Consider the following 11,671-nt stretch of genomic DNA (forward strand, 5'->3'; position numbering starts at 1 on the left):
TAGGGTTTATTTGAGATGCTTATTTTTAAGAGTATGCTTTTATTTTAGGAATGTTTTGATCCGATGAGTCGAAAGCTCAGGTTGTGCTCACTCTTAAGTTGATGGGCATGCGTCTACATGGATTTTATATATATTTTCTAATTTCATTACTATATCAAGTAGTTCTTGAAAATTAACTAATACTTCTTCTCCACCACCAGAACCACCATCTCCCATTGATACTTGCATTATTCAATACCTCCTAACGAAAATTGTCTCGGGTCAATTAATTTTTTATACGGCATTTTTAACACGTCATACAATTTCTTATTTACAGCATAGAGACTCACCCAGTCATATCGATTACGTTCTACATCAATTTGAACGAAATCTTCTCCTTCAGTGAAATATAAGAAACATTCCCATTTTCCTCCTCTATTACTCCGAGGCCTCGTATACGTTTCTATCGCTATAACATCTTTATTTGATAAATCTTTTTCCTCAAATGTTTGTTGTTCTTCTTCTGTCATTCTCTTTGAGAAAAATGTATCTTCTATTTCCCTCGGTTCTCTCAATAAGAAAGGGATGCGTGTTAATAATGAAAAATATACGTCTGGCTTTGGTATGTAGTCGATCTCGTATTTTTTATTTGGCTCTATTTCCGTTAATACAGCCACTCGATCTTTATCCTCTTTTAAAAAGCCAATTAATACATTATTCATTCTCGTGTATTCATGACAATTTTCATATTCCTTTAATAGTTCAATTATTTGAAAAGCTGCAGGGGTAATTCCATTTTCACTTGTAAGTAGGCCTTTTTCTTTTAAACTCGTAGTTGCTTTCGTGACACATTCTTCATCAAGTAAAATAATTACGTCACGGTTTGGCAATCCAAATATATCGGTAACCCCAGCTGCACCTGCGAGAACATATAATTCAGCAGGTGCAAAACTCATTTCTTTCCCCATTCTTTTATCCCTCGTTTCTCCATCACAGTTGTTTTATCGCTCTTACTTCCGATCTATCTCCGTACGTTTGAATGCTTTTATCTAACTCTTTCAAAGCTTTCGTATGCCCTTCAAATGCCTCTACCATTTCTGAATTATATTGAATGATTAAATCAAGATAACTTAAAAATGCATCTCTCGTTTTTCCATTCCATTTCGCACCTGTGACATATGCTTTTAAGTCTTTCGCTTGGTTTAAAGAATCCTTCATACCATTTTCAATGTTTTGTGCGTAAGAAATGGCACTTGCAGTGTTACTTCCTATAATTTCAACCTCTTTACCACTCATGTTAGTTCCCCCACATTCTTTGTATGCTTAATGGATAAGATTTTCAAGTTCCTTTTTCTTTTCTTCAAAAGCCTTGGTCGCTGCGGCGTATGCTGACGCTTTCTCCGATTCTGCTTTCGCTTTATATTCCAAATACTTTGCATAAGCTGTACTTTTTGCAGATCCAATATCGCTTAATGCACTTTTAAAATAGGATAATACTGTATTTAAGTCTTCATCCTTTTCATGACGTTTTTGTTCAAATTCAACTGCCGGAATTTTATTAGCTTCTAAGCCATTACTTTTACTCTCATACTCTCTCTTTGCTGATTCAGCCTCTTGAATGAATTGCTTTAACTCTCTTTCTTTATCTTTTAAATAATCATGTAAATCATCATACCGATCTCGTTTCCTCGCACTTTCTGTAAAACCAGACGCATTTAAAAAAGCATTGTACAATTCATCTAACATCTTTCTCCCCCTTTAGCACAATAACTATGTAGTTAAATTCGTATATTTAAACGTGAATATTCATTACATTAAGAATTAACAAATAATTATTTTTACATATTGCTATTTTATCAAAGGGATTTTAACATTTCCATATTTTATGAATGGCTTTCGCATTTTTCTTCAATAAAGTGAAACTTTAATCAATATGACTATGTATTTATGTGCAGAAATAATAAAAAACACTGCCTTTTATCCAATTCATTCGTATTAAATCCTTGCTTGAGAGTAAGACCAGTTCTTTCTTATTTCATCAACAACTATTTCTGGATAATCCCAATGAAGCGTACGAGTAGGCTCCCTGATTCGTTATACTATTCCTTAGGCTGTTTTATTTCTATATTCATTCCAATATTTTGGCTCAGTCGCGCTTAAAAGAACAATAGAAAAAGGATCTGATATGAATATCAGATCCTTAACTTTAATTTCTTAATACATACATCTTTTTACACGATAACTGGTTCATACGTGCTCAAATTATCATACTCAGTTTTTACAATACTAGGCGGAAGGTTAACACATCCTCAGATTCACCTTTTCTTGTAGCAGTGCATAATGTTTAATAAAATTAAAGCATATTTTTACTTACCAGACTTAATTTTTTCGTTATATTCTTCTAAAGTTAACCCTTTTTCTTTTAGATAAACAGCAACTTCTTTTCCTACATAACGATAGTGCCATGGCTCATACTTAATGCCAGTAATATTCTCTTTATCTTTTGGATAGCGGAGAGTAAATCCATATTCTGCAGCATTCTTATCTAACCATTTGAATGCATCGGTAGTTTCAAATTTTGCATTTAAATCTTCTACAGTATTCTGCCATTCAACTGAAATAATGTCTAACGCTAATCCAGTATGATGTTCACTTGCACCAGGATACTGAAGATATTCCAATGCCTTAGCACTAGCCTCTTTATCCGACAAGCCTTGAGATTTATAGCTTTTAACTGAAGCATCATAATAAGTTTGTTGTAATTTTATAGCTCGATAACCTGATCTTAAATAAAGATTGATTCCCTCTTTTTTTGCAGCTGCTACCATATCCTGATAGGAAGTTGCAATTCTACTATCTATTTTCATATTTGGCTTCGCATTTTGGGTGATACTTGTTAATTCGATTCCTAGTTCCTTTGATAACATATGCTCTCTATTTACAAGGATAATTCTCCAATCATTAACATCAGAGATAGGTAAAACATCTTTTTTCTTCGCATGTATTTCATTTTTATTTTTATCGTTATTATTAGTAGTTGCCTGAGATGTTTGCTTTCCACTACAAGCAGCAAGACTCCATCCCATTGCTAATACCAATGCTAAAATTATAAATTTTTTAATTGTATCTCATTCCCTTTTTGTTTATTAGTCTTTATACCAATTTCCCAACACGTCTCTAGGAATCTCCTTGAAATCCTTCAAAGAAACGGGGCCGACAAATTTTTTAATTCCATGTTTTTTAGAATTTTCATCCGAATAATCTTTTAAAAATTGAATTTTAAATTGTTTCTTACCATCAGCATAGTCGGTTACTGTCGGTACGATTGCCGCTTGTCGTATACCAAAAGTTTTATCTTCATACTTAACAAATTGTACATAAGATAATCCTCCAACCAATGTTTCTAGTTTTTCTTGCGCAGAAATAAGATTTCCAAGAGAATAATAGATTAGCGTTTCATGTCCATCTTTATTTTGTTTCCACTCAATTGGTTGAATTACATGTGGATGATTTCCAATTACTACATCTACACCTAAATCTGTTAAATATTGAGCAACTTCTTTTTGTTGCTTTGAAGGTGTTGAGGTATATTCTACTCCCCAATGCACCATAACAATCACCATATCAGAGCTACTCTTCGCCTTTTCCACATCATTTTGTATCGCTTTTTTATCAATTAAATTTAAAGCCCAAGACTTATCAGCTGGAATTTTAATTCCATTCGTACCATATGTATAATTTAGTAACGCAAAACGAATACCATTTTTTGTAATCGTTTTTATTTCATTACGCTCGTTTTGACCCTCATTAATACCTACCGGGATAACATCCGGATATTTCTTCCAGTATTCTCTTGTATTCGCAACACCTTTAATACCCATATCCATAGCGTGATTTGTCGCTTGCGTCACTATATTGAATCCAGTGTCCACTAAAGATTGGCCTACTTCTTCAGGTGTATTGAAAGTCGGATATCCCTGTACTTTTAAATTATTTCCGGCAATCGGAGTCTCCTGGTTCACTATAGCAAGATCGCTTGATTTAACAGCTTTTTTGATATTTTCATAAATATAATTATAATCATATGAACCGTCTTTTTGTTTGCCATCTTTAATTACTGCGTCATGATATAAATTATCACCCGTTGCTATTAAATTCACAACCGATTGTATTTTTTTATCTTCAGTAAAATTAGGAGACTGTTGGATAGGACTTTTATCTACCCAATTTGGTGCTTTTAATGATGTATCTATATTGGATTCAGCCGGTGGTAATGAAGCTTTAGATGTCTTAACATCTGTATTACCACAAGCGGTTAAAAGCACTAAAAAAATAAGACATACTAAAAAAAACTTTTTACTTCTCTGTAAAGTATCTAACATGTGATCCTCTTTTCTGTTTTATTCCTTATAACCAGTTCTAACAAATCATTCTTTACAACAACGTATTTTGGTTTTACCCTTAATTATGGAAGGACACTCTGTTACACCTGCTTCGGAATATACTAATAATTGTTTTCCGCTTTCTAGCAATCTATCGATTCCATCAGAAATGATAGATTGCTAGAAAGACATAATCCATCAGGATGTCGACTAGTTTGATATACCTGTTCCAATTGCAGTAACTCGTTTAATATTTAAACAAGATGGGAGAATCGTTCATATAGCCTCTTCTCTCGCTTTATGTTGGAGGTGCCTCCCAAAAAAGGGATCGTTGCTGTAACCCTTTACATAGTGCGAAATTTTTGCAACTAATTTCTTTCATTCAAGCGACAAACATTATACCGATAACAATAAGTAAGACCCAAGAACTTATTTTACCAATATACGAAAAAAGTAGCAATCTTTTGCCCCATATAAAGAAGCCAATTAGGAGAAATGAACGAGAGATTCATTCTATTCAATTCCTTCATTGATTAATAAAAAAACAAGCCACCCAACTATTGGATGGCTCTATACTATAAAGAGAATTTGTTATTGGATTACTTCAATTTCCCTTCAAAAACAATCTTCCTACCGCACGGCTCAACTACTGTTTTGCCGTCTTTCTTTACTTCATGAAAGATTGGCTCTTCCATACGACGAGACGGAGCGTAGCCTTCTTGTTCCATACGTGCTAAGCAGTCTGTAATTGTTTCATTTTCAAGTACTTCAAATTTCTTTTTATTAGGTTGTTTTGTCATGCCCTAACCTACTTTCTATTTTTCTTGATGCAAATTGATTTTTCATGTAGACCATATATAACATTGCGAGAATTCCCATTATAATCATAACCGCAATAAAAAAGCTTGTATACTGTATTTTTTCTATAAATACGCCGCCTAATACAGGTCCCATAATACTTCCTAAACTAAAAGCGATTCCGGATAATATATTACCTGCCGGTAGTAAATGTCTCGGTAATAAATCAGTCATAAATCCAAGCCCTAAAGAGAAGCACGATCCAATAACCATACCCGCTAAAAGCATGCAGGCAAAGACGATCCAGTAATATTGATCAAATACGGCGGCAAGTAGAAAAATGCCCGTACTTATGCTAAACGTCCACGTTAATATACGGTCCCTTCCGTATTTATCACTCAATATACCGAGCGGAATTTGTGTAATAATACCCCCAACTGCAAATGCTGGTAATAAGAAGGATACATCTGAAACAGACCACCCTTTACGAAGTGCGTATACTGGTAAGTTACTGTTTAACATTGCTTCAAGTACGCCATATGCAAGTGGTCCTAGCAGTGCAATCCATCCTAATCCAACAACTTGTTTATAACGAGAAAATGATGATTCACTCTTTGCTTCTCTTTCATCTTGCGCTGGGAATGCATTTTTTGTTGGAAGTAGTAAAAGCCAACCTATTAGACAAAGTATAGTAGATATAATAAATGGTGTTGCAAGACCGTACTGCACAGTGCTTGCTAAATACGGACCAACGGCAAAACCAATTCCGAAGAATACACCGTATATCGATACTTGTCTCCCTATTTTACTTGGGTCTGATGTTGTCGTGATCCATGTTTGTGTTCCGACATGAAGCATATGATCTCCAACTCCAACTAGAAATCTAAGGATAAACCATACCCAAAATGAAAATGTTTGTGTAAAAAAGAATAATGAAATAATAACGAGAAACCCACCTATAACAATAATCGGCTTCATTCCAAACCTTTGCATCGGTTTTTCAAGAAACGGCGAAATAACTAATATCCCAATGTACAATGCCGTCGCATGAATACCATTAATACTTGAACTAACCCCTTCTTGTTCAAAAATCATTGCAATGGCAGGTAAGAGCATTCCTTGTGACAAACCCGAGATTGCTACAATCCCAACCATAATCCAAAAAGTAAAACGCATTGACATCCTCTGTCCCTCTCCTTCTTACGCTTCCACTTTTCATTATAAACTGTTTTTTCAAATGCGTGTACGAATATTCGCAATAAAAAAGAAGCTAAAAGAATGAACCTTTTAGCTTCTTATCCTTCCCAAACTTGTGCTTTCACGTTGTTATGAAATTGCTTGAAATATGGATGTTTATAAAAAGCAGTTTCATATAAATAATGATGCGAATGAACAATTGGTGGCTGTTGTATTTGTAACGGAACTACAGCTGGTGAAACTTGCATATACAGCGGAGCTATCATCATTTTTGTATACACATGATGATTATATGGAGAATGCACAATTAAGAACGGATGATGCATTGATAATCTCCCCTTTTACCTACAATGTTATAGTATATGCAATACCTTTCATTTCGGGGATTATTTCTGTTCTAACCAATTCTCTACATGTTTTATAAATACATCTAAACAATCAATAAACGGCGAGTGTCCGCAATCTTCTAATACCTTCAACTCTGCATTTGGCAAATGTTTCGCTAATTCCTCACCGACTACTTGCGGTACGACATAATCTCTATCACCTTGTATGACGAGTGTTGGCGCTTTAATACGATGAATTTGTTTACTTCCCTCTACAACCCCATTATGTTCATCTGAAATATTAAATGTAATGAGCGCATAATTCACATCTACGAAATTACGTTGCGTTAACATATCATCTAAATACTTTTCATAACGATCCGGTTCAGGTTGATTATGTGTATATATTAATAGATTCCATACTGTACGGTAATATAGTTTGTTCATATTTTTTATCGCATCTAATACTGGAGCGATTTGTACTGGATCTTGCGCAATTTCTTCTTTCGTCTTTACTAAACTTGATACAATCGGCTGCCCATTCGTATCTTTTTTAAAGATTGGGTATCCTTTCATTCCTACTGATTCTACTAAAATTAACTTTTCTACAAAAGTTGGGTGATTCGCTGTAAATTGCATCGCAACGCCACCACCCATTGACCAGCCCATTAATGAAAATTTCTCTAGCTTTAACTCGTCAATAAATAATTTTACATCGTCTGCAAAGTCTTGTAATGAATCTATTGACTGATTATACGTTGATTGTCCAAACCCTCTTAAATCAAGAGCGTAAATATGGTATTGATCTTGCAACTTTTCAATAACTAAATCCCAATGTTGTGACGATGTCATGTTCCCGTGAATGAGTACAAGAATATCTGTATTTCGCCTTCCAACTTCCTGATATGCAATCGTTTCTCCGTTCGATAGTGAAACAAACTCCATTGTTGGAGGCTTAATCATCACAAGTTCCCCCATTCTATTTAATAGAAAGAAAATTCTTTACTTAATTAAAGAATAGCACGTAGAATATACGTTCGCAACATAAAACCTATAAGAATTTTTTACATAAATCAATATGTCTATTACTAGACAATTATTATAAAAAAGTATATAGTTAGCTAGGTAACTAATTTGAAAGGATCAAAATACATGGACGAAAAACAACATTTTTTTCACATCGTCAGCCAGACTTCTCGGAAGTTTACGAAGAAATTTAATGAACGTGTATCTCCAACAGGGTTATTTAGTGCGCAATGGGCTGTTATTTTCCGCATTAATCAAACTGGTTCTTGTACGCAAACAGAATTGTGCCAGTATTTAAATGTTGAATCACCAACGATGACTCGTACGTTAACACGTATGGAAACGATGGGATGGATTATTCGTACAGAAGGTAAAGATCGCCGCGAGAAGCTCATTTCTTTATCCGAAACAGCGATAAAGATGATTCCAGTATGGCAAGAAGAAGTTGATACTTTCGAAGAAAAAACGCTAGAAGGTATTAATGAAGATGATTTACATCAAGCATTTCAAGTGTTACAACAAATTATTAAAAATTTAGATTAAATTGGAGGGATGACGATGCAAAGTGAGAAACTTTGGACGAAGGATTTCCTCGGAACTTGTTTTAGTAGTCTATTTCTCTTCTTAACATTTTACATGCTTATGACTACTCTGCCTGTCTATGTTATAGACGGCCTAAAAGGAAAACCTGAGGAAATTGGTTTAGTTGCAACTGTGTTTCTTATTTCTTCTGTTTTATGTAGACCATTCACAGGAAAATGGCTCGATGATTTAGGAAGAAAGAAAATATTATTTATTTCACTTTCATTATTTTTAGCCGCTACTGTTATGTATTTCGGTGCGCAAAGTTTATTCTTATTACTTGCCCTTCGCTTCTTGCACGGTATTGGGTTCGGGATGGCAACGACAGCTACTGGTACGATTGTAACTGATGTTGCGCCAGCTCATCGACGAGGCGAAGCGCTTGCATATTTCGGCGTATTTATGAGTCTGCCGATGGTAATTGGTCCTTTTTTAGGTTTAACAATTATTTCTCATTTTTCGTTTACTGTATTATTTATCGTTTGTTCCGTATTTTCATTACTTGCATTTTTATTAGGACTACTTGTAGATATTCCGCACGAAGCACCTGTTAGCAAACAAAAACGTGAAAAAATGAAATGGAAAGACTTAATCGAACCATCTTCTATTCCGATTGCACTTACAGGATTTGTTTTAGCCTTTTCTTATAGTGGTATTTTATCCTTTATTCCTATTTATGCGAAAGAACTCGGTTTAAGTGAAATTGCAAGTTACTTCTTTATTTTATACGCACTTGTTGTTGTCATTTCTCGTCCATTTACAGGAAAGATTTTTGATCGCTTCGGTGAAAATGTACTCGTTTACCCTGCTATCATTATTTTCACAATCGGAATGTTCATATTAAGCCAAGCACAAACTTCATTTTGGTTCCTTGGCGCAGGTATGCTAATCGGTTTAGGTTACGGGACATTAATTCCGAGTTTCCAAACGATTGCGATTTCTGCCGCTCCAAACCATAGACGTGGTTCTGCGACAGCTACGTATTTCTCATTCTTTGATAGTGGTATTGGTTTTGGTTCTTTCATTTTAGGTATTGTCGCAGCGAAATCCAGTTATCATAATATGTATTTTATCGCAGCTATTATCGTTGCGTTCACTTTACTTTTATATTATGGATTACACGGACGAAAACAAAAATTCAAGAAACAACCTACAGACGGAAAAATTTCCGCTTAACGTTAATAAGGAAAGTAAACTTCCCCGTTTACTTTCCTTATTTTGTATTTCTTTCAAGACGAGCGTATACTTATAGTAGAAATAAAAAGGAGGGCCATATATGAAACTAAAAAAATCTCCCCTACTCTTACTTATACTAACATTCATATTTGTAATTACAGGGCTTGGGTTTACTTACTTCAAACAAAATAAAACGACCCCATCAAAACATAATGTGACAAAAGAAAACTGGTTAAATGCCCCTTACTTACGTTGGTCGTACACACACATGAAAGAATTCACTTTAGTTAATGACGTAAAAAACAATCCTGACCAAATTGCTCACTTCCCTTCCGCATTGCAAAACTTAGACGATTTTGCTGTGGAGCGTAGATTCGGAAATACAACTCCTCTAAAAAAACTTTTAGATGATAACAAAACAGATGCTTTTGTCGTTGTACATAATGGACAACTTGTTTACGAACGATATTTCAATGGGTATAAACAGAATGAACCTCATGGTATGGCATCATTAGCAAAAGTCTTTACCGGGGCAATTATACAATCTCTCGCTGAAGAGAATCGTATCGATTTAGAGAAAACAGCTGACACTTACATAAAAGAATTAAAAAACACACCGTTCGGTAATGCCACACTTCAGCAATTAATGGACATGCAAGTTTCAGCTGAATATCCTACTCATGGATATGAGCAACCTGGGCTAGAAAATCAAGATGCACAATTATATTTAGCTAGCAATATTTTACCCCGTGGCAAAAATTACGACGGTCCGATGAAAATTTATGATATGTTACGGGAAGCCGAAGAAACTGCACCGCCTGGTTCTTCCTTTTCTTACAATAACGGATCAACAGAAACGCTCGCTTGGATTATTAGAACTATTACTAGTAAATCACTAGCTGAAAATGTAAGTGAACGAATTTGGTCTCAAATTGGTATGGAAGAAAACGCGTATTACGTTACAGATGAAACAAAAGTAGAACAAGCTAGTGCTGGATTAAATGCAACTGCTAGAGATATGGCGAGATTCGGGCAATTACTATTAAACAACGGGGAATATAACGGAAAACACATTCTCCCTTCTTCTATTACAGAAAGTGTAAAAAATGTCCAAGAAGGTGAACTTGCAATTGGCCCTGGAGCTTCCATTTCTTATCATAATCAATGGTGGATTCCGCACAATGAACAAGGTGATTTTGAAGTGTTAGGTAGTTACGGACAAACACTTTACATCGATCCGAAAGCAAATATGGTAATCGTTCATTTCTCTTCTAACGCAACGCCAAGTAATGAAATACATTCGGTTTACTCAAATATGTATATTGATATTGCACATCATTTGGAGAAGCTTCCACGGTAGTGAAAGCTTCTTCTTATTGCGTTGTTTTATTTGAAACCACTACCCTCATCACGGTTATTCATAATGAAACTTTTTATTAGCAATCCAATAATACGTTACGAAGAGTGTCAATAAAATCCACACTATAGTTAGTAATCCAGTAATTATTGCGTTTGAATTTACTACCCCCGTGACTAACGTTTCCATTGCATACTTACTCATACCGGCTGGATTAAGCTGATCCATTATTGGATTCAAACCGACGATTACTCTGCAGGCTAAAAGGAAAACAATTGAAATTAATGCAATCATACCTTGACTGTGAAAAATAGCACTTATCATTGTTGTGAAAGATACGATAAAAAGAACCCAAATTAGATAAAATAGTAATCCAGTAATTAGGTGTGCAAATGGAACGGCAGTAAAAAGAAAATTTACATATAGATAAGAAGCTACGTATCCAATTGTTACACTAAACGCTACCATTAAATAGTTTGACACTATTTTCCCACCTACATATGAAGTAACAGTAACGGGCCTTGTTAAAATAAAGGCCAACATACCATTAGCTTTATCTGTTTGAATTGCACCCATCATAGAAATCACTAGAATCATAAGTCCAAGCTGATCAAACTGGGATCCTAAAGTACTCGCTAATACTTCGCCCCCTTTTTGCGCTGCCATACTCAGATCAATTGTAATTCCCTGGCCTCCACCTAATGCTTCTAGAATTGATGGCAAATAATGAGTTACTATCGGCTGTGTTGCACCTAAAAATATAAAAACAATTGGTAGCCAAATAATCTTAAAATCACGTAACATTTGAACATATTCTTTTTTTATCAATACCATTGAGTTATTCATTT

The 11,671-nt window shown here is 34.8% G+C and carries 13 protein-coding genes and 1 pseudogene; 3 read left to right on the forward strand and 11 right to left on the reverse strand.

The annotated features are described in order from the left end of the window. Positions 1 to 114 precede the first annotated feature (114 nt). From MR168_RS21650 to phaZ, 10 genes and pseudogenes are all read right to left on the reverse strand, one after another. Positions 115 to 228, reverse strand: a pseudogene (locus MR168_RS21650) (MFS transporter); the annotation flags it as partial. Next, positions 228 to 947: a DUF5081 family protein gene (locus MR168_RS21655; protein WP_060851917.1), complete on the reverse strand. Its 720-nt coding sequence runs from the start codon at positions 945 to 947 to the stop codon at positions 228 to 230. The gene MR168_RS21655 and the pseudogene MR168_RS21650, both read right to left, overlap by 1 nt. 22 nt (positions 948 to 969) lie before the next feature. After that, positions 970 to 1,275, reverse strand: a complete 306-nt coding sequence (locus tag MR168_RS21660) for a WXG100 family type VII secretion target (protein ID WP_000014538.1) — start codon at positions 1,273 to 1,275, stop codon at positions 970 to 972. A 27-nt stretch (positions 1,276 to 1,302) separates the two neighbouring features. Next, positions 1,303 to 1,725: a hypothetical protein gene (locus MR168_RS21665; RefSeq protein WP_076875883.1), complete on the reverse strand. Its 423-nt coding sequence runs from the start codon at positions 1,723 to 1,725 to the stop codon at positions 1,303 to 1,305. Positions 1,726 to 2,345: 620 nt separating this feature from the next. Further along, entirely contained in the window at positions 2,346 to 3,077 is a 732-nt protein-coding gene (locus MR168_RS21670) for a M15 family metallopeptidase (RefSeq protein WP_000241986.1), read from the reverse strand. A gap of 48 nt (positions 3,078 to 3,125) precedes the next feature. Continuing rightward, positions 3,126 to 4,361: a CapA family protein gene (locus MR168_RS21675; protein WP_086411555.1), complete on the reverse strand. Its 1,236-nt coding sequence runs from the start codon at positions 4,359 to 4,361 to the stop codon at positions 3,126 to 3,128. Between the two features lie 599 nt (positions 4,362 to 4,960). Continuing rightward, on the reverse strand, positions 4,961 to 5,161 hold the full coding sequence (locus tag MR168_RS21680) for an NETI motif-containing protein (protein WP_000166303.1): 201 nt from the start codon (positions 5,159 to 5,161) through the stop codon (positions 4,961 to 4,963). Further along, complete coding sequence (locus MR168_RS21685) at positions 5,145 to 6,341, reverse strand: MFS transporter (RefSeq protein WP_000062796.1); 1,197 nt, start codon at positions 6,339 to 6,341, stop codon at positions 5,145 to 5,147. Before MR168_RS21685 ends, MR168_RS21680 begins: the two co-directional genes overlap by 17 nt. 113 nt (positions 6,342 to 6,454) lie before the next feature. Beyond that, entirely contained in the window at positions 6,455 to 6,682 is a 228-nt protein-coding gene (locus MR168_RS21690) for a hypothetical protein (RefSeq protein WP_000546487.1), read from the reverse strand. Between the two features lie 60 nt (positions 6,683 to 6,742). Beyond that, positions 6,743 to 7,645 (reverse strand): intracellular short-chain-length polyhydroxyalkanoate depolymerase, encoded by a 903-nt coding sequence (gene phaZ, locus MR168_RS21695; protein WP_086411554.1) that lies wholly within the window; start codon positions 7,643 to 7,645, stop codon positions 6,743 to 6,745. A gap of 189 nt (positions 7,646 to 7,834) precedes the next feature. Here phaZ and MR168_RS21700 point away from each other — a divergent pair, with 189 nt between their 5' ends. The 3 genes from MR168_RS21700 (at position 7,835) to MR168_RS21710 (ending at position 10,826) form a co-directional block, all read left to right on the forward strand. After that, positions 7,835 to 8,251, forward strand: a complete 417-nt coding sequence (locus tag MR168_RS21700) for a MarR family winged helix-turn-helix transcriptional regulator (RefSeq protein WP_000343680.1) — start codon at positions 7,835 to 7,837, stop codon at positions 8,249 to 8,251. Positions 8,252 to 8,266: 15 nt separating this feature from the next. Then, positions 8,267 to 9,466, forward strand: coding sequence for an MFS transporter (locus MR168_RS21705; RefSeq protein ID WP_001190318.1), 1,200 nt, complete (start codon positions 8,267 to 8,269; stop codon positions 9,464 to 9,466). Between the two features lie 100 nt (positions 9,467 to 9,566). Further along, complete coding sequence (locus tag MR168_RS21710) at positions 9,567 to 10,826, forward strand: serine hydrolase domain-containing protein (protein WP_086411553.1); 1,260 nt, start codon at positions 9,567 to 9,569, stop codon at positions 10,824 to 10,826. A 54-nt stretch (positions 10,827 to 10,880) separates the two neighbouring features. Here the strand turns inward: MR168_RS21710 and MR168_RS21715 are convergent, their stop codons facing one another. Next, positions 10,881 to 11,669, reverse strand: a complete 789-nt coding sequence (locus tag MR168_RS21715) for an ABC transporter permease subunit (protein ID WP_016122860.1) — start codon at positions 11,667 to 11,669, stop codon at positions 10,881 to 10,883. Between the last annotated feature and the right edge of the window lie 2 nt (positions 11,670 to 11,671).

Origin of the sequence: Bacillus cereus group sp. BfR-BA-01356, assembly GCF_022663635.1 — a bacterium.
In the GTDB taxonomy this organism is placed as follows: domain Bacteria; phylum Bacillota; class Bacilli; order Bacillales; family Bacillaceae_G; genus Bacillus_A; species Bacillus_A cereus.

What these genes read in the sequence shown, in the direction of transcription:
- MR168_RS21710 (WP_086411553.1), top strand. Translation starts at nt 9,567, where the DNA reads ATGAAACTAAAAAAATCTCCCCTACTCTTACTTATACTAACATTCATA.
- MR168_RS21655 (WP_060851917.1), bottom strand. Translation starts at nt 947, where the DNA reads ATGGGGAAAGAAATGAGTTTTGCACCTGCTGAATTATATGTTCTCGCA.
- MR168_RS21680 (WP_000166303.1), bottom strand. Translation starts at nt 5,161, where the DNA reads ATGACAAAACAACCTAATAAAAAGAAATTTGAAGTACTTGAAAATGAA.
- MR168_RS21715 (WP_016122860.1), bottom strand. Translation starts at nt 11,669, where the DNA reads ATGAATAACTCAATGGTATTGATAAAAAAAGAATATGTTCAAATGTTA.
- phaZ (WP_086411554.1), bottom strand. Translation starts at nt 7,645, where the DNA reads ATGATTAAGCCTCCAACAATGGAGTTTGTTTCACTATCGAACGGAGAA.
- MR168_RS21700 (WP_000343680.1), top strand. Translation starts at nt 7,835, where the DNA reads ATGGACGAAAAACAACATTTTTTTCACATCGTCAGCCAGACTTCTCGG.
- MR168_RS21665 (WP_076875883.1), bottom strand. Translation starts at nt 1,725, where the DNA reads ATGTTAGATGAATTGTACAATGCTTTTTTAAATGCGTCTGGTTTTACA.
- MR168_RS21660 (WP_000014538.1), bottom strand. Translation starts at nt 1,275, where the DNA reads ATGAGTGGTAAAGAGGTTGAAATTATAGGAAGTAACACTGCAAGTGCC.
- MR168_RS21690 (WP_000546487.1), bottom strand. Translation starts at nt 6,682, where the DNA reads ATGCATCATCCGTTCTTAATTGTGCATTCTCCATATAATCATCATGTG.
- MR168_RS21705 (WP_001190318.1), top strand. Translation starts at nt 8,267, where the DNA reads ATGCAAAGTGAGAAACTTTGGACGAAGGATTTCCTCGGAACTTGTTTT.
- MR168_RS21675 (WP_086411555.1), bottom strand. Translation starts at nt 4,361, where the DNA reads ATGTTAGATACTTTACAGAGAAGTAAAAAGTTTTTTTTAGTATGTCTT.
- MR168_RS21685 (WP_000062796.1), bottom strand. Translation starts at nt 6,341, where the DNA reads ATGTCAATGCGTTTTACTTTTTGGATTATGGTTGGGATTGTAGCAATC.